Origin of the sequence: Mycobacterium gordonae (assembly GCF_001417955.2) — a bacterium.
Lineage (GTDB): Bacteria > Actinomycetota > Actinomycetes > Mycobacteriales > Mycobacteriaceae > Mycobacterium > Mycobacterium gordonae_B.
In genome coordinates, this window is record NZ_LKTM01000112.1 from 82025 (window position 1) to 103296 (window position 21272).

The window sequence follows — 21272 nt, forward strand, 5'->3', positions numbered from 1 at the left end:
TCGGCGCGATTGCACGCTCGGCTTGTCTACCCGCCCCGTGCCGCGACCATTGCGGACCGGTTCACCTTAGTGGCCGCGGTGCGCGGGATGCTGTCGACGAATTCCACCGTCTTGGGGACCTTGTAGGGCGCGAGTCGGCTCTTGGCATACTCGATCACCTGCTGCTCGGTCAGGGGACCAGCGGCGTGTATGACGGCGTGCACCCGTCGTCCCCATCGTGCGTCGGCCAGGCCGATGACCACGACATCGGCGACGCCCGGGTGCCCCGACAGGGCTGATTCCACCTCTGCCGGAAAGACATTCGCGCCGCCGCTGATGATCATGTCGGCGCGCCGGTCGGTGATGTGCAGGTAACCGTCCTCGTCCAGGTGGCCGATGTCGCCGGCCGAGCGAAACCCGTCCTCGGTGGACGGCAGCGGCGGCGCCCCGCCCAGGTAGCGGTAGCCGGCGCTCATCGGAGCCCGCAGATAAATGTCCCCGTGTTCGCCCGGCCCGAGGGGCCGCTTGTCGGCGTCCAGAATCCGGATCTCGGTGTCCCGGAAGCCACGACCGACGCTGCCCGGATGGCTCAGCCACTCGTCGCCGCGCAGTGCGGTGAGCCCCAGGTTCTCGGTCATGCCGTAGGCCATCACGATCTGTTCCGGGCTGAGCAACTCGAACCAGGTGTGCAGCAACGACGGCGGCATCACAGCCGCGCCCTGCAGGATGAACACGATGCTGGACAGGTCGCGCCGGCCGATGTCCGGCAGCGCGGCGACGCGGGACAGCATCGTCGGCGTCGCCGTGAAGTTGGTGATGCGGAAGCGCTCGATGGTGTCGACAAACGTTGGTGCGTGGAACTTTTCGAGGATCACCAGGTGATCGCCGCCCAGCAGCATCAGTAGCGGGGCGAAGCCGTTGGTGTGATACATCGGCGCCGGCACCATGATCCGCTGCGGCTTGGGCACCGGTGTCCAGTTCTCCATGAACGGCTCGCCCTGCTGCGGGATCCACAGCGACGGCGCCAGGTTCAGGATCACCTTGGGCACGCCGGTGGACCCGCTCGAACAGATGCCGTTGGCGGTCGGGGACACCGCGGTCGGCAGCGGCCTCGCGGGTGCGGCGGACGCGAATGCGTCCAACTCCCAGCGGGTGGTCTCGTCGACCACGACGGTCGGGTTGATCACCGCCCGCACCCGCTCGCGTTCCCACTCAGGCAGGTCCCAGTGCATCGGAATCGGAACGGCGCCAACTTTCCAGCAGCCGAGTGTGGCCAGCACCAGGTGCATAGAGTTCGGGATGGCGATGGCGACCAGCGAACCCGTCTCCGCACCGCGTGCCGCCAGTGCCCGTCCCCACTGATTGGCCCGGGCATCGAGTTCTCCGAAGGTCAGTGCATGCGCACTGCCGTCCAGCGAGACGACCGTGACCGCGGTGTCGTCACGTTGTCGTTCGGCGAGTTCGGTCAGCTTGGTCGCGAAGGGGACGCCGTCTTCGAACGGGTTGGGGGGAACCTCTTCGGTGACTGGCTGATTCATGCCGGGATGCGCCCGCTGAACAGAGTCTCGAAGGAACCGTCGGCCACGTTTGAAATCAGCCGCAAGGCCAGCGCCTCGGGACTCAACGGCAATCGGATCAGCGGCTGGGTGTGCCGGTCGAGCACGCTGATGTCGGACTCGTCGCAGAAGCCCAGCGCGCCGAGCAGTTGGTGCGCGGTGCGCAACACCTGTCGTGCCGTCTCGGCCGCCTTCAGTCGCAGCACCAGCGCGTCTGCCGAAAGAGTCCGCGCCGGAATCGATTCCGGCCGGCACAGGGTGTACTTGGCCAGCTCGTGCAACCCGCGCACCGCGACCGCGGCATCGGCGACGGTGAACCGGACGGCCTGGAAATCGGCGAGCGGCTTACCGAACTGCACCCGGGCCTGCACGTGCTGCGTCGCGATGTCCAGCGCCTGCTGCACCGCACCCAGAATCCGCCATGATCCCAGCACGAGATGAAGGTTAACGTCGGCGGCCGGCACCGTGCCGTCCGGTGCCGACAGTGTGGCCGGCACCAGAAACGGTCCCAGCTTCGCGGCCGTCCGCGACGCGGGCCGGAGCTGGTAACTGTTGCCCTCGAGATCGGCGCCGAGCCACGGGCCGGGCAGGTCGCCATGATCGACGCGCGGCGCCAGCGGGTTCACCAGGCTCAGCCGGGCACCGTCGACCGTCAGCAGTTCCTCCACGACCGGATAGGGCAGCGCCGTCGCTCCCGCGGCCTGGCAGAGTACCGCGGCGGCCAGCAGGTCGTCGGATCCCGACCGGACGTCAAGATCGAATGCGCCGACCTCGATCAGCGCGTCGCGCGCCGCGAGCCGGATGCCGTCGTCGGTCTCGGCGCGCAGCGCCGCCGGCGGACCGCCCAGCCGGCCCAGCCGCTTGACGGCAACGGCGGCGAAGTCGGTGATGTCCTGTGGCAGTTCGGTATTCACCGGTGCTCTCCCAACACGTCACGCGCCACCATCATCCGCTGAACTTCGATGGTGCCCGAGGCGACGGTGGCGGCCTGCGCATAGCGCCAATGGTCGTCGACCGCGCCGTACAGTGCCGCCGAGCTGCCGCTGTCCAGCGCGGTGGGGCCCAGCACGTCGAAGAGCAGCTCGGCGACCAACTGATCGCAGGTGGTGGTGGCGATGCGCGCGGCGCTGGCGGCCGCCCCTGCGGCCGGGTCGTCCTGCAGTGATACGGCGCGGTAGGCCATCAATCGGGCCACGCGCAGATCGACCAGCGCCCGAACCCATCGCACCCGAATCGATTCGGGCAACTTGTCCCAGTCCGGTCCGAGCTCGTCCTGCATCCGGTGCAGCAGCGATTCGCAGCGCGCGTAGCGGGCGATGCCGACGCGCTCGAATGCCAACGCCTCCCGCATCACCCGCCAGCCGTCGCCCGGCTCGCCGAGCACGTCACCGGAATACGCCGGCAGGTCGTCGAGGAACACCTCGTTGAGGTGATGCGGTCCGAGCATGGACGGGATGCCGCGGACCGTGAAGCCGGGCCGGTCCATCGGAATCAGAAACAGGCTCAGCCGCTTGGGTTTCGGCGCGTCCGGGTGGGTGCAGGCGGCCAGCACGCACCAGGACGCCATCCGGGCGTACGACGTCCATACCTTCTGGCCGGTGATCCGCCAGCCGTCACCGTCCGGGACGGCGCGGGTGCGCAGCGACGCGAGGTCGGTTCCGGCCTCCGGCTCGGAGAAGCCCTGGCACCAGATCACTTCTCCGGATGCAATGCCGGCGAGGTGTTTGGCCTTCTGCTCGTCGGTCCCGTAGCGCATGATCGCCGGGCCGACCCAGTTGATGCCCATGTACTGTGGTCCCCGGGGCTCGTAATTGGCCCACATCTCCTCGCGCAGCACGGTCTGCTGCCAGATCGAACCACCGCCACCACCATGTTCTTTCGGCCATGCCAGCGCCAGCAGCCCCTCGGAGGCCAGCAGCTTGCAAAAGGATTCGGTGGTGGCCAGGTCGTCGGGATCATCGGTGCACGCGCCCAGGAAGTCGGCAGGGATGTGTTCGGCGATCAACTGCCGCAACCGGTTTCGCAGTTCACCCGCGTCGTCTCCGAGGTCATAGTCCATCCTGGTCATCCCTTCGGCAGCCCGAGCAGTCGCTCGGCGATGATGTTGCGCTGAACCTCGGAGGTCCCGCCGTAGATGGTTGCGGCCAGGGCGTCCTGCCGCTCGAACAACAAATCGGGGTCCGCCGCCGAGGCCGGTCCTGCCGCGGCCGCGGACAGGTCCCAAACCCGTTGCAAGGTAATTGATCCAAGCAGTTTCATGGTGTCGGCTTCCGGGCTGGGGCGGCTGGCGAGCTCGTTCGCCAGGGCACGGTATCCGGTGGCCCGCAGAGCTTCGGCGTCAGCGATCAGCGCGCCGAGTTCGGAGTAGATGTCCTCGGTTGCCGCACCCCGGATCGAGTCCAGTCCCCGCTGGATCTCCACCCAGTTCATGATCCAGATCATCTGGCGCTCATGGTGAAGCGACGACATCGCGACGGTCCAGCCGCCGTGCAGGGGACCCAGCAGGTTGTCCACCGGCACCTCGACGTCGTCGAGGAAGACCTCGCAGAACGTCTCGTCGGAGATCGAGGCCATTCGGATCGGCTCGATCCGCACGCCGGGCGACTGCAGATCGAGAATCAGGCAGGAGATGCCGCGGTGTTTGGGTGCCTCCGGGTCCGTGCGGGCATACAGGGTGCACCAGCGCGACTCATGAGCCTGAGTGGTCCAGATCTTGTGGCCGTTGACGCGGAACACATCGGCGTCGCGCTCGGCGCGGGTGCGCAACCCGGCGAAATCGGACCCGGCTTCGGGTTCGGACATGCCCAGCGCCCACCATTCGTCGCCGCGCAGCAACGGCACCAGCAGGCGGTCGACCTGGTCGGGCGTGCCGAATTGCCGGATCCCTGGCGCAGCGACACCCGGTCCCGCGACGTTGGGCAGCTTGGGTGCCGACCGCAGCGCGGCCTCGATGCGGATCTCCATCGCGTCCCGCAGGCCCAGGGACCGGCCGCCATGTTCACGGGGCCAGGTAGGTTGCAGCCAACCGGCTTCGAAGGCGGCCCGCTGGTAGTCGCGGCGCAACGGGATGTCCCAGCGGTACTCGCGATAACGGTCGTAGTAGTCGCCCGGCAGGAAGTCGGCTAGCCAGGCTCCGAATTCCGCTGTGATGGAAGTCATTTAGCACCTTCCGCGTACCGGCGGCCCACTTCGTGGTACAGCGCGCGGCTGTCGCCCAGCAGGGTTGCCCCCTGCCAGGCGTGCCGGACATAGAGGTGCGCGTCGTGCTCCCAGGTCTGACCCAGCGCGCCGTGCACCTGGACCATCGTGCGCGCGCAGGCGCTTGCGGCATCGGCGGCGGCGGCTTTGGCCAAAGCGGCCGCGGTCCATGAGCCGGGTTGCTCGAGCCGGCCCGCGGCAGCGTAGGTGAGACTGCGGGCGCGCTCAACGCTGACGTAGTTGTCCGCCAGCGCGTGTTTGACGCCTTGGAAGGCGCCGATGGGGCTGCCGAACTGACGACGAGTCTTGGCGTGCTCGACGGAACGCTGCAGGGCTGCGCTCGCCGCTCCGAGAAGGTCCGCGGCGATCGCGACCAGCGGTGCCGATAGCGCGGAGTCGACGGATTCCACCGGCGCGACGGCCAGGGGGACGGTGTCGATCTCGACCTCGGCGACGGGCTGGGCGGGGTCGGTCGACTCGCCGGCCACCATGCTGACGCCGTCACCGGCACGTACGACCGCGGCCACCGGGCCACGCTCGTCGGCGTCGGCCAGGGTGACGATCAGCTCCGCGCGGGCCGCGTGGGGGACGACGACCGCCCGCCCGCGCAACCGGCCGTCGCGCAGCGTCGTAGCCGTACCCGGCAGCCGGGCGTCGGGGGAGTGCACCGCCAGCGTCGCGACGGCTCCCGAGGCGATCTCGGCAAGCGCCTCATTGACCTCCGGGCCGGCCGCACGGAGTACGCCGGCGGCCAGGCCCACGCTGCTCAGCAACGGAACGGGCGCGAGGGCGGCGCCGCATTCCTCGAGCACCACCGTCAGCTCGACCGGTCCGAACTCGCCCCCGTCGTCGTAGCTGGCCAACTCGGTCCAGCCCAGGTCGACGAACGTCTTCCACAGACTGCTCCACCGGTCCGGGTCCGCACAGGCCTGACGGGCGGCATCGGGTGGACACTCGGCGCGCAGGATGCCGCGCACGGTGTCACGCAGCGCCAGCTGCTCCGCAGTCAGACCAACATCCATAAGACCCCTAACATAATAAAAATAGTAAACTAGCGAGCGGCACGCAATCGCAGCCACCGGGAAAGGGTCGGGTCGGATGGTCGAGTGGTATCTGTTCCTGCCGCAGGTGCGGGTATCGGTCGCGGACATCGTGGATCGCGCCCAGTGTGCCGAAGCGGCCGGATTCGACGGAATCGCCTTCATCGATCATCTCGAAGCTCCGGGGCAGCCCGATGAAAACATCTGGGAGGCAATGGGCATTGCCAGTTGGGTTGCCGCCCGGACCCAGCGGCTGCGCATCGGTCACCTGGTGCTCTGCGACGCGTTCCGGCATCCGGCGGTGCTGGCGAAGCAGGCAGTGACGCTGTCCGCGGCCTGCGACGGGCGCTTCGACCTCGGCCTCGGATCGGGCTCGTGGCCCGCGGAGTTCACGAAATTCGATGTCGGCCAGCAGGATCCGGTGGCACGGGTCGAACAACTCGGACGCCATCTCGAGCTTCTCACCAAGTACTGGGCCGGGGCCCAGAATCCCTCGCCGGCGCACCCGATACCGCTGGTCCTCGGCGGCAGCGGCCCACGAATGATGAAACTCGTTGCCAAGTACGCGGATTGGTGGAATCTGCAGGCGAACCACCTGGATCGGCTGCCGCGGCTGGCCGATTCCACGGGATCGGCCCGGATCTCGGTTCAGCAGATGGTCGGCTTCGCGCGGGCGGGAACCGACCCCGGCACCGTGCGGGAGGTCAGCGTCCGGCGATTCGGCCATCTTGGACCGGGCCTGGTCTGCGGCGATGCCGACGAGTTGATCGCCCATTTCGCGGGCCTGGCCGCGCAGCGGGTCGAACGCTGCTACGTCTGGTTCGCCGACTTCGCGGCACCGCAGACTCTCGAAGACTTCGGTGAATCGGTGATCAGGAATTTTCCGAACGACGCCGGCGCACTTCGGTAGGCACCACCGGCGGGCGGGCATAGGGTCCGCGCTGCACCGCGCTGAGCCTGATTTCCGGCAGGTCGACCGACGGTTCGACGGTGTCCAGCCATGCCACCGCGTTGGCGATGTCGGAGACCTGAATCGCGTACATCTCGAACGGAACATCCTGCAGCATTTCGGTTTCCACCGGACCCGGGGTCACCAGATGTACGGCGATGCCGTCGCGGTCGACCTCCATCGCCAGGGCACGGGCGAATGCGTTCATGCCGGCCTTGGACGCCGAGTACGCGGTGCGCGCCATCATCGGTTCGTGCGACGCCGACGATGAGATGAAGATCAGACGTGAGCCCGGGCGCATCCGGGGGAGCACCGCGGAGGTGACGACGAAGCAGGAATCGAGGTTGGCCGAGATGATCGTGCGCCACTGCTCGAATGTCTGCTTGCGCGCGTAGGTTCCACCCAGCGCCCCGGAGGCGTGGACGACGAGGTCGACATGTTCGAGCGGACTGATGGCAGCGGCGAATCCGTCGGGGTCGGACGCGTCGGCCACGATGGCGCGGGCGCCGATCTCCTCGGCTGCCGCGCGCAGGGGTTCCGCCCGGCGCGCCACCACCACGACGTCGTAGCCGAGCTGACTCAGCTTGGCGGCACACGCTTTTCCGATGCCACCGCTGCCGCCGGTGACCAATGCGGTTCGCGGGGTCGTCAAGGGCGCCGGACGTCCCGCGGACGCGACAACGCCTGCGGGGACAGTGCGTAGATCCGTTGTTCCGGTCGGCCGGAGAGCACGTAGGTCTGGGTGTCGGCGAGGTGGCGGCCGGCGATGCGCCGGGCCCGGTCGACGTCGCCCTCGGCGATCGTCTCGGTGAGCTTGATGTGGGTGTTGAGGGCCGCGCGGCGCTTGGCCAGCGAGGGATAGGTGCCGCGGGCGGAGCTCTCGTCCGCCCACTGTTGTTCGTGGCTGCTCCACAGTGTTTCGAGGCTGCCGACTACGGCGATGATGGTGTGGTTGCCGCAGCCTCGGACGATGAGATTGTGGAATTCGCGGCCGATTTCGGTGAACAACCGCCCGTCTTCCAGGTTCTCGGCCATGGCGTCGTTGACCCGCTTGAGTTCGGGCACCAAAGTGTCGGCGCGGTCGGGGCGCTGGGCGGCGAGCGCGGCGCAGGCGGGCTCCAGCTCCTGCAATGCCGCGCCGAGGTCGCTGACGGCGACGGACTCGCTCTGCAGGACCAGGCCCAGCATGTAGGCGGCGCTGGTCTTGGCCGGTGCGTGTACGACGGCACCGCCGCGGTTGCCCCGCCGCACCGAGACCAGCCCTTCGGTCTCCAGGATTCTCAGGGCCTCGCGCAGCGACACCAGACTGACCTTGAACTGCTCGACGAGCACTTCCTGGCGCGGCAGCAGATCGCCGTCGGCCAGTTCACCGTCGATGATCTGGCGGCGCAACTCGTCGGCTACGATTTCAGCGATCCTGGGCGCCGACAGCCGGCGACGGGCGTCGGGTCCAATACCCAAGGCGGTCATCCGGTTCCTCGCAACCTGCAGCAGGAGAGAGCGCACGGTGATTGAGCCGCGAACTCGGTTGGCTTAGCTATTTTAGCAGTAATGGTATAAATAGCCGCGTGAGTCACCAGGCCGATAACCGGCCGACGCCCCTGGACGAACTTCGGGTCGTCGAGATCAGTGACCGCCTGGCCGGCAGCTACTGTGGGAAGCTGTTGGTGGATGCCGGCGCACAGGTCCGCAAAGTGGAGCCGCCACAAGGGGATCCGCTGCGTGGCTACTCGGCGACGTGCTCGCCCGTACCGCCCGGGCACGACGCGCCGCTGTTTAGCTACCTCAACGCCGGTAAGAGCAGCCTGAGCGTGTCGCCGGAATCACAGCGATTGCAAGCCGAACTGGCTGGGGCTGACGTGGTGATCGTGGCCGTGGCACCTTTGCGCGCCACCGAGTTGGGCATCGACCCGCAGCGACTGCTGGCCGAGTCGCCCCGCGCAGTCGTCGTCACCATCTCAGACTTCGGCTGGTCCGGTCCGTTCGCCGACCGCGCCGCCACCGAGTTCACGCTGCAGGCCTGGTCGGGCTGCACCGGTTTCCGCGGCGACCCGGCGGGTCCGCCGATCTCGATCGGCGGCGACCTCGGCGAGTACATGGGTGGCGTGTACGCAGCGTTCGGAGCGCTGGCCGTGCGCCGCCGGGTCCAGCGAGGCGGCCCCGGCGAGCACCTGGACCTGTCCATGCTCGAGGCGATCACCGCGATGCAGAGCAGCGAATGGCTGCATTCCCAACTGCTGCGTGTCCCTCCGATCCGCCGCACCCTGGAGGTGCCGTCGATCGTGCCGGCCAAGGACGGCTACGTCGGCATCACGATGGTCACCGGACAGCAGTGGCTGGACTTCGCCGCGATGGTCGAATGCCCGCAGTTCGAGGAGATTCCGCAGCTGCGGTTTCAGATCGGCCGCTGGGAATACCGCGACTTCATCTACGAATCGATCGGTCCCTGGTTCGCCGAGCGGACGGTCGCCGAAATCGTCGAGCTGGGCCAGCTCTTCCGGCTGCCGATCGCGGCCCTGGGCAACGGCGCCACCATCCGTGACATGGAGTACATGACCGAACGTGGGGTATTCGTGCGCAACCCCGCGGGATTTCACCAGCCTCGTGCGCCGTGGCTGATGGCGGAGTGTGGGCCCGCGCCGGTGGGCGAAACCCCCGCGCTCGGTGCCAATGATGACGAATCACCATGGCAGCCAAGCGAACACGCGTCTTCGACCGCGGATGCCGGGCTGCCGCTGCGGGGTGTCCGCATCGTCGACCTGACCGCCTTCTGGGCCGGGCCCGCCGCCACCCACCTGCTTGCCGCGTTCGGCGCCGACGTGCTGAAGGTGGAGTCCATCCAGCGTCCCGACGGCATCCGCTATTCGGGCGGCATGCGCACCGATGTGGACGACTGGTGGGAGTACGGCTGGGTCTTCCATGCGATGAACACCAACAAGCGTTCCGTCACACTCGATTTGGGCAGCGAAGAAGGCCGGGGCCTGTTCCGGACCCTGGTTGCCGGCGCCGATGTGGTGATCGAAAACTTCTCGCCGCGTGTGATGGACCACTTCGGTCTCACCGCCGACGTGCTGCTGAAGATCAATCCCGCACTCGTGGTCACCCGGATGCCGGCGTTCGGACTGGCCGGCCCGTGGCGCGAGCGGGTGGGATTCGCTCCCACCATGGAGCAGATCGGCGGGCTCACCTGGGTGACCGGGCTACCCGAGGCGCCACCGGTGACGCCGCGCGGCGCCTGCGACCCGCTGGCAGGCGTGCACGCCGCGTTCGCGGTACTGGCCGCGCTGCATTTCACCGAGCGCACCGGAACCGGCCAGCAGGTCGAGTTGCCGATGCTGGAGACGGTGCTGAATACCACGGCGATCCAACCGATCGAAGCCGAGGTATTCGGTAAGACGTTGAGCCGGAGGGGAAATCGCGGACAGGGCGGCGCACTGCAGAACATCTACCGGTGCGCGGGGGACGACGACTGGATAGCGGTCAGCGTGTGTGACGACCGTCAATGGGCGTCCCTGGTGGACGTGATCGGCGCATTACGCGACGAGGAATTGACTGGCGAGGCCGGTCGCCGGGAACGGGCCGACGAGATCGACCTCGCGCTGCAGGAATGGTTCGCCACACAACCGCTCGATGCGACGGTGGAGTTGCTGGCAGCGGCCGGTGTGCCCGCCGCACCGGTCGGTTCGCCGTCGCTCGTCACCGAGAACCCTCAGCTGCGCGCACGGGGCTTTTTCGAGTCGCTGGTGCACCCGAGAACGGGCCCGGGCCTGTATCCCACCCCACCGTTCGCCCTGCTGTCCGGTCAGCGGCAGTGGCTGTTGCGCCCGCCGCCGACGCTCGGCGAGCACAATGAGGACATACTGCGCGATCAATGTGGGCTGACTGAGGCCGAACTCGAGCATCTTGCCGCCGGCAAGGTGATCGGGACCCGCCCAGTAGGGCTCTGAGGAGGAAGGGGCATTCGATGCGGGTGATCGTCGACCCGGATATGTGCGAGGCCAACGGTTTTTGCGAGTCCATCGCCCCGGACATCTTTGAACTGGGGGATGAGGACGTCGTGCAGATTGCCGATGGTCCGGTGCCCGCGGAACGCGAAATCGACGTGCGCGCCGCAGTCGAACAGTGTCCGAGGGCGGCGCTGCGCATCGTCGAGTGACATCGAACTGAGCGCGCTGCGTCAAGGCGCGACCGACATTTGGCCTTTGAGTGACTGGCGCAAACCCATGTCGAATCGGGGCTGAGGCAGCCGCGTTGACGTTCAATGTCTAAAATAGTAAAAATAGACATACGCGCCGAACCGCGGTGAAGTGTGAGCGTCCTCATCGCTGCACCGCCGCGTGGGAAACGGAGAACTCGTGACGGACATATCTTCAGACCTGGCATCGGCCGACACCGAGGACCCGTCGGAACAGGAGTTCGGACCCTCCGGGATCGCGCTGTCCACCTACCGTTTCCCGACCGGCTGGTTCATCGTCGGCTTCGCTTCTGACCTCGCGGCCGGCGAGGTCAAGAGGGTGCACTACTTCGGCGAGGAGTTGGTGCTGTTCCGCACCAAGTCCGGAAAGGTGCATGTGCTGGACGCCTACTGCCAGCACCTCGGCGCGAACATGGGCGTCGGCGGCACGGTGGAGGGTGAGCACATCGTCTGCCCGTGGCACGGCTGGCAGTGGCGCGGTGACGGCACCAACGCGCTGATCCCGTACAGCAAGATCGGTTGCAAGAACAACGTCCGCATCCGTACGTATCCGGCCGCCGAGTGGTACGGCTTCATCCTGGTCTGGCACGAACGGCACGGCCGCGCGCCGTACTGGCAGCCGCCGGTGCTGCCCGAGCTGGAGACCGACGAGTACTACCCGCTGCATCCGCACACCCGCATGGTCAACCGGGTCAAGGTGCATGCGCAGATGATCATCGAGAACGCGGCCGACCCGTATCACGTGCAATACGTGCACAAAGCGGCAAATCCCGCCAACACCGCCTCGTTCGAGGTGTCCGGCTATCACCTGCACGCCACGGTCAACGCCCACTTCGGCGGCGGCCGGGCCAAGACGTGGTTGACGCCGAACGGCCCGGTGGACGCCAAGATCATCTACGACAACTACTCGCTGGGACTCGGCGTCGTCCGCTTTCCCAGCGACCTGGTTGCCACCTGTCAGGTCACCGGGCAGACCCCGGTCGACGAGGATTACACCGACTACTTCTACACCCAGGCCTCTATCCGTGAACCCGGTGACAGCGGCGACGCGCCGACCGGTCGTGCGGCCAAATTCCTGGCGCTGCAGCAGGAAGTGATCAAGCAGGACTTCTTCACCTGGGAGAACATGAAGTACCTGGAGAAGCCGAACCTGGCGCCGGAAGAGGCGCACGATTATGCGGCACTCCGGCGCTGGGCACACCGCTTCTACCCGGGCAAACAACCGTCGCCTAACGACTTCGGCTACACCGCCGACGGCGAGCCGGACCCGGCGGCTGCCAAGGCCTGATGGCAGCCTGATGGGACGCCCGCGGCCCGACGACTTCGGTGTCGACAGCTTCACCGTGGCGGCAGTACTCGATCGCCGCGCCGAGCAGTATCCCGACCGGGTCATGCTGTCAGTAGCCGGGACGGACATCACCTTCGGGCAACTACGGCAACGGTCCTGCGCGGCGGCGAACCTGTTGCTGGATCAGGGTATCGGCTCGGGCGATTGTGTCGCGTTGTTCAGCGCGACCTGCCCGGAGTGGATCTACTTCTGGTTGGGGGCGGCCCGGATCGGCGCGGTGAGCGCCGCGGTGAACGCGGCCAACAAGGGCGACTTCCTGCTGCACGCTCTGCAGTTGTCACAGGCCAAGCTGGTTATCGCCGATGTCGAGCGGCGCAGTCGCATCGATGAGATCGTCGATATCAGAACCATTGTGATCCAGGATGATTGGGTGGCCGAGGTGCTGTGTCAAGACGTTCCGGTGCCGGCCGTCGGGACCCCTGAAATGTTGACGTTGTTCTTCACCTCGGGCACCACCGGCCCGTCGAAAGCGGTTGCCACATCGTGGCAGTACCTTTTCACCGTGGCGGCTACCGCGGTCGCAGCCTGGGAGTTCGCGGCGGGGGAGGTGCTGTGGACCGCGATGCCGCTGTTCCACCTCAGCGCGGCGCCCAGTGTGCTGGCGCCGCTGCTGGTGGGCGGAACGACGGTGCTGGCCGGCGCTTTTCACCCCGCCGCCGTATGGGACGCCGTGCGGGCACACGGTGCGGTCGGCTTCGTGGGTGCCGGTGCGATGGTGTCGATGCTGCAGAACCTGCCACCGGATCCGCGTGACGCGCAGCTTCCGCTGCGGTTCATCTCGGCGGCCCCGATCGACGCGAAGTCCTACCGGACGATTGAAAAGCGTTACGGCTGTGCCGTTGTCACCATGTACGGGATGACCGAGGCCTTTCCGCTGGCGGTCAACGGCGTCGCCTATGACGGGGTGCCCGGCACGTCGGGCCAGATCAATCCGAACTTCGAGGTACGCATCATTGATGCCGCCGGGGCGGAGTTGCCGGCCGGATCCGTCGGCGAGATCACCTGCCGCGCCCGGTACGGCGGCGTGATGAGTCATGGGTATGTGCGCGGGGGCGACGGCCCGGATCTGCAGGTGGATCCATACCCGGACTGGTTCCGCACCGGTGACTTGGGCTCGCTCGACGCCGACGGAAACCTCACGTACGTGGACCGGGTCAAGGACTCGCTGCGCCGACGTGGCGAGAACGTCTCGTCGGTGGAAGTGGAGGCGGTGGTGACGAGTCACCCGGCCGTTGCCGAAGCCGCCGCGGTTGCCGTGCCGAGCGACCTCGGTGAAGACGACATCCTGTTGGTCGTGACGTTACGTGGCGGCGCCGCACTGGATTGCGCGGAGCTGCTCGATTACTGCGCCGCCCGGATGCCTTACTTCTGCGTGCCCCGATACGTCGATACCGTTGATGAACTTCCGCGGAACGTCATCGGGCGGATACGCAAAGACCTGTTGCGCGCCCGCGGGTTGTCGGCGGGCGCGTGGGATCGTGAACGCCACGGATACGTACTGAGTCGGTGACAGACAGGTTGGAGAAACAACGATGACAATGACCTATCAGGAGCAGCAGATGCTGCAGGCCGCGACGGGACGTGCGGGCATCCTGGACCTGACCGCGCGGCACAACCGGGCGTACTCGCAGGGGAACCGCGAGGCGTGGATCACCACGTTCCGCCATTCCGGCGCCCGCTACATTCGCGGGGGTGAGTCATTCACCGACCTGTGGTCGGCCTTCGACGGCGGCGACGGACAGCGGCTGGTCTCGGTTGACCATGAGATCCACATCGACGGCGTCAATGCGACACAGCATTGTGTGGCAATACTTTTCGCCGCCGTGCACAACGACACCACGCTGCAGGCCACCGGCACGTACCGGGACCGGCTGATCTACGAGCGGGGCGGCTGGTATTTCACGTCCCGCGAGCTCGTCTGGGATTCGGTGCCGAGCCGCCACCTCGTCATGTGAGTGCCGACGTGGAGCTGAGCTACCAGCTGGCCTTCGGCACCTACGAAGACGCGTTGCGGATGGTTGGCATGGCGGGTGAACCCCGCACGGCGGCAACGCCGATCAGTGGCGCGCGCATCCACTTGTTCGCTGCGATGGTCCGCGACGGCAACCGCTCTTACTGGGATGCCGAGTTCGCTCGCGAGCGGTGGGGCGGCCTGGCGGCGCCACCGGCGCTGTTGATGGGATGGCTGATACCGCCGCCCTGGCAACCGGGAGGGCGCCCGCCGAGCGCCTCACTGGCCCTGCGTGTTCCGCTGCCGGGTACCACATTCATCAACGCCGCCAACGACGTTGAGCTTCTGCACCCGATTCTGGAAGGCGATCTGTTGACCGCGGTGGAGGAGTTGGTGTCGGTATCGCCGGAGAAGCGGACCCGACTCGGTGTCGGACACTTCGTGGAGACCTTGGAGACCTACCGCCGGCAGGACGGCGCCGTCGTTGCCACATCCCGTAACACGCTGTTCCGATTCACGCCCGAGGCGGCCCCGTGAGCGAACTGGATTGGAACGCGATCAGCATCCCCGCCGACCTGCCCGACGTTGTCGACGAGATCAGCTATCAGCGGGTGGTCGAGAACGCCGGCGCCACCTGGGACTACTTTCCCGGCCACTTCGACCCGGCCTACGCGCAAAGCCAGGGCAATCCAACGATTTTCGTCAACACCATGCACCTGGCCGGATTTGCCGACCGCATCGCCACCGATTGGGCCGGTCCGAGCAGTCGCGTGGTGCGACGCTCGATGCGACTGGCCGGCTCCATCTATGCCGGCGACTCCATGGTGGGTCGGGGGCGGGCGGTGGCCAAACGCTGCGACACCACGACGGACCCCCCGCGCTACCTCGTCGACCTGCAGATCGAGGTGCGCAACCAGCACGATGTTTTGTGCTGCCCGGTCGAGATCACGGTGCAGTTTCCCCAACCGCGTTGAGCGGCGGCAACTTTCCGTTGCAGGCGACCGACTGCAGCTCCACGTACTCTTCCAGGCCCTCGGGCCCGAACTCACGGCCGATGCCGGAGTGCTTGAAGCCACCGAACGGGGTGCTGATGTCGAGCATGTACATGTTGATGCCGTAGGTTCCCGTGCGCACCCGCGCCGCGATGTCGAGGCCGTGGGCGGTGTCCGCGGTCCACACCGACCCGGCCAGCCCGTAATCACTGTCATTGGCGATCGCGACCGCGTCGTCCTCGTCGGTATAGGTCAGCACCGTCAGGACCGGGCCGAAAATCTCCTCGCGCGCGATCCGCATGTCGTTGGTGGCATCGGTGAACAGCGTTGGGCGCACATACCAGCCGCGGGGCTCCGGAGCATCCGCGCCGCCGATCACCAGGCGCGCGCCCTCCTGCTGCCCGGACCGGATGTAGTCCTGCACCCGCTGCTGTTGGCGTTGGGCGACGAGCGGTCCGATGTCGGTCTTGTCGTCGGTGGGATCGCCGACATTCAGGCTCGACATCATGTCGGTGAGTGCCTCGACCAGCTCGTCATGGCGGCGTTGGCTGACCAGGATGCGCGTCTGCGCGACACACGCCTGCCCGTTGTTCATCAGGCCTGCCGTCTTCAGGCCGGCCACCGTCTTACCGATGTCGGCATCGTCGAGAACAATCGCCGCCGATTTGCCGCCCAGCTCCAGGCTCACCCGCTTCAACTGCTCGCCGCACAGGGCCGCGATGCGTCGTCCCGTGGCGCTGGATCCGGTGAACGCGACCTTGTCCACGCCGGGATGCCGGACCAGGGCCTCGCCCACATCCGGGCCGCCGGTCACGACCGACACGACTCCCTCCGGCAGGTCGAGCTGTTCGATCATCTCAGCCAACCACAGTGCGTCCAAGGGGGTTTCGGGCGCGGGCTTGATGATCACGCTGCAGCCGGCGATCAACGCGGGAATCAACTTGGGCATGATCAGGCATTGCGGCACGTTCCACGGCACGATCGCCCCGACCACACCGACCGGCGCGCGGCGCAGGTGTGCCTCGCCCAGCACGCCTTGGCGGCGCTCCACCCAGGGGAAGTCACGGGCCGCCGCGAGTGTCAGATGGATCATGGAGGCGGCGCCGGCCGCCTGACCGAGCCGGCTGAAACTGCGCGGCGATCCCATCTGCGCTGTGATCAGGTCGGCCATCTGCTCGATGTGCCGACCATAAACCGCGGCCAGTTCTTCGATTTTGCGCATCCGCTCCTGCGGTTGCAGCCGCGGCCACGGACCCTCGTCGAACGCACGGCGGGCGGCCCGGACGGCCGCGTCGACCTCATCGGCAGAGCCGGCGGGGACTTCGGCGATCGGTTCCTCGGAGTGCGGCGAAATGACCTGCAGACGCTCCGGTCCGGACGGCGTGCGCCACCGGCCGCCGATGAACAGTTGGTCATAGGAACGCAGACTCGCCGTCATCGGGGTAACCACCTCAGGGCAGGCGACGGTAATTTCACTATTGATGCTAACATAGCCAAAAAAGCGGGCTTTTCCTTCGACACGAGGCGTGACGTGACCGGCGATTGGCGTAGCTACCCGTTCGAATTGGTGCCCGGGGACAGCCAACTGGATTTTCCCGCGGCGGAAGGTCAGCACCCCGACCAGGAGTCCGATACGTGGTTCATCGCCGGTGAACTTGCGTCTGCCAACAGGTCCTTCGCGTTCCTGACCATCTTCAACCGGAACCGGCCCGGCGGCAGCATCGTCGCCGATTTCTACACGCTGGCGTTGTTCGATCTCGACAGCGGCGAGTACGGCACCTACACGGACTACGACATGCCTCCGGCCAGCACGGAGCCCGGGGCGAAACCCAAACTGTCCAGTGCGGTAGGGCATCTCGACGTGTCGTACGACACCGGTGCCGGCACTGCCCGGTGGGCCACCGTGCGCGACGCTGACGGCGCATTGCGGCCTTACACCTACGAGATCAGCCTGACGGGCACCGACCAGGCGGGCCAGTCGATGCACCTGGACCTCACGGTCACGCCGACCCGGGCCCCGACACCGCTGGGCGCCTCAACGTACAACGGCAAGATCGCCTGCTTCGGCCAGGACGACACCTACTCGTACTTTCAGACCGGCATGGCCATGACCGGGACCCTGCGTTGGGGCACGACCACGGAGCAGGTCAGCGGCAGCGCTGGGCATGTGGATCGGCAATGGTTCCCGAAGTACGCCGGCGGCGGAACCGGCGAGCCGCCGCGCACCAGGTCGCACGAGTGGCGCACGATCAATTTCGACAACGGTGTGGACATGAGTATCTGGCGGCAGTTCCTGCGCACCGAAGGCAATGCGCTGCAACCGTTTACCGGCATCACGACGAGCTATCCCGACGATCGGCCACCGCAGTGCGCCGAGGATTTAGATGTCACGATCAGCAGCTACGTCCGCTGGCCGGACGCGATCCGGACCCTCATCCGGCCGCCGAGCAAGCCGAGGTACATGCCGGACCGGCATCGGATCACCTGTGCCGCTTTACAATTGGATATCGTCGGGGAGCCGCTGGTGGCGGCCCCGGCGCACGGCCTGCCGATCGAGTACATGGAAGGCCCGTACCGCTACCACGGGATGCTCGGGGGCGAGGCCGTCACGGGGTTCGCGTTCAACGAGCGTTCGCTGGCCATGTACCGGGACTGGGAGCTGGTGGATGTGCTGGCGTGCGCCGGCGCCGATGAGCAGCAGGACCTGGCGGATCAGTTGAGGCCTCTGCTAGCGGCGGGTCGCCGCGAGGAGGCCCTGGCGCTGGTGCGCAACGAGCGCGATGGCCAACAGGAACCGGTCGCAACCATCCTCGACGATCTCGGCACCGCACTTTCAGGTAGCTGAGCCGTCCTGGTCCACCGCCCGCTGCCACGCGATGTGACGGTGCTGCAGCCCAGGCTCGTTGCGCCCGAACACAAGTCGCGCCCGGGCGCCCGATTCGAGGTTGGCCTGCAGCCCCTCGACCAACCGGTAGTCCTCGTCGCGCACGGTGGCGTGGGCGTACTCGAAAACGGCTTGCGCGCCCGCGGCCATGGATTCGTCGGACATGTCCAGAGGTGTCGAATTCTGGTGAACCGTGGTGGATCGGCCCGGCCGGTCGCCGGGGTACACGCGGAACAACTCGCCGTTGGCGATGGTCACCGAGATGACGATGTTCGGGAACAACGCGTAGATGACGACCAAATTGTTCAGCGGAACCCACTGGTCCTCGGCGGTGTCGTCGAGGTCCAGGATCGTGTTGAGCGGGAAGATCAATCGGTGGTGCGGCCCGTAGGCGTCGAACACGGTGCAGTTGCTGCGCGCAATCGTCGCGAAGGTCTGCTGGTGGACGGTCGCGAAGTGGTAGTTCTCGGCGAAGGTGTCAATGGCGAGCTTCCAGTTGATGGGGGAGTCGAGCACCTTCTCGCCTAGCGGTGACCAGCGACCGATGCCCCACGAGTCGAGTTCTTCGGCCAACGGCCCCAGATGCGCAGCCACGTCCAGATTGGTGCCGGGTTCCATTGCCACCCAGAGGAATCCGGCGAACTCGGTGGCCGGCAGCTCGGTCAGGCCATCGGATTTCGGCATCACTTCCGGAAAGCCTTCGCGGCCGGGAACGGCGAACAGGCGGCCCGTGTTGTCGTACGTCCAGGCGTGGTACGGGCAGGTGAACCGCTTGGCCACGCCGCATCCCGATACGACCTGCGCCTGCCGGTGCAGGCAGACATTGTCGAATGCCTTGACCGAACCGTCGGCGATTCTGGTCAGCAGGATCGACCGGCCCATCACCGTCTTGGTGCAGTACGAACCCGGCTCGGGCAACTCAGAGACATAGCCGACCAGTTGCGGGCTGGCCAGCACCAGGGAGCGGTCCCGCTCGTGCCGTTCGGCCGAGGTGTACTCGCGCGCGTCGACCAGGTGCTGTGCGGGCGCGAGGTCGGTCGTTTTGTCCCGCGCTAATTTCAGCGCGCGGCGGGTGAGGTCGATGAGCTGGTCGTGTTGCATCGTTCCATTACAGACCTTCCGACGGTTGTAAGGTCAAGGAGTGGCTGGGCAGTTGCTGATCGGCGACGTTGCGGCTTTGACCGGGATCGCCTCAGGCCGCATCCGCCACTACGAGAAAATCGGGTTATTGCGCGCCGAGCATCTCAGCAACGGATATCGGGTCTTCGGCGTGGAGCAGGTCCTCGATCTGTTGCGGATCGATCTGATGAGAAGTCTCGGCGTCAGCATCGATGACATTCAGCGGTTGGTTCACGGCGGACAGACCACGCTGGCAGATCTTCTCGACGAGCACCGGGCGTTGCTGGTGCGCCAGCGCGAACGGCTCGACCAACTCATCTCGGCAATCGACGCGGCAACAGAGCATCCGGGCGCCGATGTCGACGAGAAGATCTTGCGCAGGCTGGCGACAACGCACCGCGACAGCATCGGTGTCATCGGACGCCTGAGCACCCCGCTGGCCGCCCCGGTCGCGGCCATGTACGCCGAACTGTTCGAAGAATGGGAGTTACCGGTTCCGCCGCTGTTCGGGCAGATGGTGCTGCCCGCACCGGCCAGCACCTTATTGGCACAGCTCGCGGTGACCCCGGGTCGCGAGGTGCTGTTCGACCGGCTGCGCAAGCTTGCCACCGAAGTGGTCGCTCTGGATGAAGACCGCAGTGCGGCAACCCAACTCGCGGTCAAGTGGATCGAGGAGCAGGTGGCCGACCCGCTGCCGTCCGACGTGGCCGAAGCGCTGCGGTGCGTGCACCCGCTACTGGCGCACGATCCGGTGATCGTGCAGGGCTTTCGGGCCTGGGCCGCGACGATCAATGGGGCTGCGGCCCATTTCATCGACGAGATGGCGGTCCAAACTGCCGAGCGCGGTCTGCAGGCTGTGAGTGTCATCGTGCTTCCTTGACTTGCGGCCCCGCAGCGGGGCCAAAAGTGACCCATCTGTGACTGCTGAGATCCCTGAGTCTGCTGGGGTTGTTGCGTACCCTGTCGCATGTGTCAGTCTCCCGACGTGACGTGCTCAAACTCGCGGCCGCGATGCCGGGGCTGCTGGGCCTCGGTGTGGCGGCGTCGCTGAGTGCCGCCCCGGCGTCGGCGTCCCTCGGGACCTTGCTGGACTACGCGGCTGGCGTCATCCCGGCCAGCCAGATCAGGGCGGCGGGCGCGGTCGGGGCGATCCGGTACGTCTCGGACCGCCGGCCCGGCGGCAACTGGATGCTGGGCAAGCCGATGCAACTCGCTGAGGCCCGCGACCTGCACGGAAGCGGCCTGAAAATTGTGTCGTGCTATCAGTTCGGTAAGGGCAGCACCTCAGACTGGCTCGGCGGTGCCGCGGCCGGGTTGCAGCACGCCAAGCGTGGCGCGGAACTGCATGGCGCGGCCGGAGGGCCCGCCGGTGCCCCGATCTACGCGTCGATCGACGACAACCCGTCGCTGGAGCAGTACAAGAACCAGATCGTGCCGTATCTGCGATCGTGGGAGTCGGTGATCGGGCACGAGCGCACGGGCGTATACGCCAACTCCAAGACCATCGACTGGGCGGTGCACGACGGGCTCGGCGCCTATTTCTGGCAGCACAACTGGGGCTCGCCGAGCGGCTACACCCACCCCGCGGCCCATCTGCACCAGGTGGAGATCGACAAACGCACGGTGGGTGGCATCGGGGTGGACGTCAACGAAATTCTCAAGCCCCAATTCGGGCAGTGGGCCTGACGCGCGGAGTTCCTAAGACTCTGACAAACATTCCAGCAAACACTCGTTCGCTCAGTCCGCGCCGTCGGCTACATCGATGAATCCGCGCGGCCGCGGCATGCCACACCAAGGGCGGCCGACACAACAGAATTTTTTCGGATAACGATTTGGTAACAATGCTGCTTTGAACAGCGCCGTTATAGCTACTCGACCGTAACCACCTACATGCAGGACGTTTGTTCGAGACGCTCGTGCCAGTTGTTTGAGCCGGTGTTACCCGTGACACGGTTACCCGTGCGTAGAACTCGTCAGTAACCTTCCGACGTCAAGAAAACGTACAGACCCTTATGACACTCTTATGGGGTCCGATGCAGGTAGATGGCGCCTCGTCACGGA

Annotated in this window: 20 protein-coding genes; 11 read left to right on the forward strand and 9 right to left on the reverse strand. The window is 66.6% G+C overall.

Annotation, left to right across the window (positions count from 1 at the left end; translation table 11 throughout):
- Positions 1-26: 26 nt before the first annotated feature.
- The 5 genes from AO501_RS11210 to AO501_RS11230 are packed head-to-tail and all read right to left on the reverse strand — an operon-like array spanning position 27 to position 5755.
- On the reverse strand, positions 27-1517 hold the full coding sequence (locus AO501_RS11210; RefSeq protein WP_055577782.1) for a class I adenylate-forming enzyme family protein: 1491 nt from the start codon (positions 1515-1517) through the stop codon (positions 27-29).
- Positions 1514-2449: an acyl-CoA dehydrogenase family protein gene (locus AO501_RS11215; protein ID WP_055577783.1), complete on the reverse strand. Its 936-nt coding sequence runs from the start codon at positions 2447-2449 to the stop codon at positions 1514-1516. The genes AO501_RS11210 and AO501_RS11215 overlap by 4 nt, the downstream gene beginning before the upstream one ends.
- Complete coding sequence (locus AO501_RS11220) at positions 2446-3603, reverse strand: acyl-CoA dehydrogenase family protein (RefSeq protein WP_197419821.1); 1158 nt, start codon at positions 3601-3603, stop codon at positions 2446-2448. The genes AO501_RS11215 and AO501_RS11220 overlap by 4 nt, the downstream gene beginning before the upstream one ends.
- Complete coding sequence (locus tag AO501_RS11225; protein WP_055577784.1) at positions 3600-4694, reverse strand: acyl-CoA dehydrogenase family protein; 1095 nt, start codon at positions 4692-4694, stop codon at positions 3600-3602. The genes AO501_RS11220 and AO501_RS11225 overlap by 4 nt, the downstream gene beginning before the upstream one ends.
- A complete protein-coding gene (locus tag AO501_RS11230) occupies positions 4691-5755 on the reverse strand; it encodes an acyl-CoA dehydrogenase family protein (RefSeq protein ID WP_055577785.1) in 1065 nt (354 codons plus the stop codon). The genes AO501_RS11225 and AO501_RS11230 overlap by 4 nt, the downstream gene beginning before the upstream one ends.
- A 76-nt stretch (positions 5756-5831) precedes the next feature.
- On the opposite strand from AO501_RS11230, the gene AO501_RS11235 reads away from it, so the two are divergent.
- Positions 5832-6683 (forward strand): LLM class flavin-dependent oxidoreductase, encoded by an 852-nt coding sequence (locus AO501_RS11235; protein ID WP_055577786.1) that lies wholly within the window; start codon positions 5832-5834, stop codon positions 6681-6683.
- On the opposite strand, the gene AO501_RS11240 is transcribed toward AO501_RS11235, so the two are convergent.
- Positions 6646-7374 (reverse strand): SDR family oxidoreductase, encoded by a 729-nt coding sequence (locus AO501_RS11240; protein WP_055577787.1) that lies wholly within the window; start codon positions 7372-7374, stop codon positions 6646-6648. The two genes, AO501_RS11235 and AO501_RS11240, sit on opposite strands and share 38 nt — an antisense overlap.
- Positions 7371-8192, reverse strand: a complete 822-nt coding sequence (locus AO501_RS11245; protein ID WP_055577788.1) for a FadR/GntR family transcriptional regulator — start codon at positions 8190-8192, stop codon at positions 7371-7373. Before AO501_RS11245 ends, AO501_RS11240 begins: the two co-directional genes overlap by 4 nt.
- Positions 8193-8278: 86 nt before the next feature.
- Here AO501_RS11245 and AO501_RS11250 point away from each other — a divergent pair, with 86 nt between their 5' ends.
- From AO501_RS11250 to AO501_RS11280, 7 genes are all read left to right on the forward strand, one after another.
- Entirely contained in the window at positions 8279-10669 is a 2391-nt protein-coding gene (locus AO501_RS11250) for a CaiB/BaiF CoA-transferase family protein (RefSeq protein ID WP_055577918.1), read from the forward strand.
- 17 nt (positions 10670-10686) lie between these two features.
- Entirely contained in the window at positions 10687-10878 is a 192-nt protein-coding gene (locus AO501_RS11255; RefSeq protein ID WP_055577789.1) for a ferredoxin, read from the forward strand.
- Between the two features lie 199 nt (positions 10879-11077).
- Positions 11078-12205 (forward strand): Rieske 2Fe-2S domain-containing protein, encoded by a 1128-nt coding sequence (locus tag AO501_RS11260; protein WP_082658572.1) that lies wholly within the window; start codon positions 11078-11080, stop codon positions 12203-12205.
- A 10-nt stretch (positions 12206-12215) separates the two neighbouring features.
- Positions 12216-13775, forward strand: a complete 1560-nt coding sequence (locus tag AO501_RS11265) for an AMP-binding protein (protein WP_055577791.1) — start codon at positions 12216-12218, stop codon at positions 13773-13775.
- Between the two features lie 22 nt (positions 13776-13797).
- Entirely contained in the window at positions 13798-14220 is a 423-nt protein-coding gene (locus AO501_RS11270) for a nuclear transport factor 2 family protein (protein WP_055577792.1), read from the forward strand.
- Between the two features lie 59 nt (positions 14221-14279).
- Positions 14280-14753 (forward strand): FAS1-like dehydratase domain-containing protein, encoded by a 474-nt coding sequence (locus AO501_RS11275; RefSeq protein ID WP_055577919.1) that lies wholly within the window; start codon positions 14280-14282, stop codon positions 14751-14753.
- A complete protein-coding gene (locus AO501_RS11280; protein WP_055577793.1) occupies positions 14750-15190 on the forward strand; it encodes a MaoC family dehydratase in 441 nt (146 codons plus the stop codon). Before AO501_RS11275 ends, AO501_RS11280 begins: the two co-directional genes overlap by 4 nt.
- On the opposite strand, the gene AO501_RS11285 is transcribed toward AO501_RS11280, so the two are convergent.
- Positions 15162-16646 carry an aldehyde dehydrogenase gene (locus AO501_RS11285; protein WP_055577794.1) on the reverse strand — a complete coding sequence of 495 codons (1485 nt, stop codon included), beginning with the start codon at positions 16644-16646 and terminating at the stop codon, positions 15162-15164. The genes AO501_RS11280 and AO501_RS11285 overlap by 29 nt on opposite strands.
- A 93-nt stretch (positions 16647-16739) precedes the next feature.
- Between AO501_RS11285 and AO501_RS11290 the strand changes: the two genes are divergently transcribed.
- A complete protein-coding gene (locus tag AO501_RS11290) occupies positions 16740-18053 on the forward strand; it encodes a lipocalin-like domain-containing protein (protein ID WP_055577795.1) in 1314 nt (437 codons plus the stop codon).
- Here AO501_RS11290 and AO501_RS11295 read toward each other — a convergent pair.
- Positions 18042-19193 carry an aromatic ring-hydroxylating oxygenase subunit alpha gene (locus AO501_RS11295; RefSeq protein WP_055577796.1) on the reverse strand — a complete coding sequence of 384 codons (1152 nt, stop codon included), beginning with the start codon at positions 19191-19193 and terminating at the stop codon, positions 18042-18044. The genes AO501_RS11290 and AO501_RS11295 overlap by 12 nt on opposite strands.
- Before the next feature lie 40 nt (positions 19194-19233).
- On the opposite strand from AO501_RS11295, the gene AO501_RS11300 reads away from it, so the two are divergent.
- Both AO501_RS11300 and AO501_RS11305 read left to right on the forward strand, forming a co-directional pair.
- Positions 19234-20091, forward strand: coding sequence for a MerR family transcriptional regulator (locus tag AO501_RS11300; protein WP_055577797.1), 858 nt, complete (start codon positions 19234-19236; stop codon positions 20089-20091).
- An 89-nt stretch (positions 20092-20180) separates the two neighbouring features.
- Positions 20181-20897: a DUF1906 domain-containing protein gene (locus AO501_RS11305; protein ID WP_055577798.1), complete on the forward strand. Its 717-nt coding sequence runs from the start codon at positions 20181-20183 to the stop codon at positions 20895-20897.
- Positions 20898-21272: the final 375 nt, after the last annotated feature.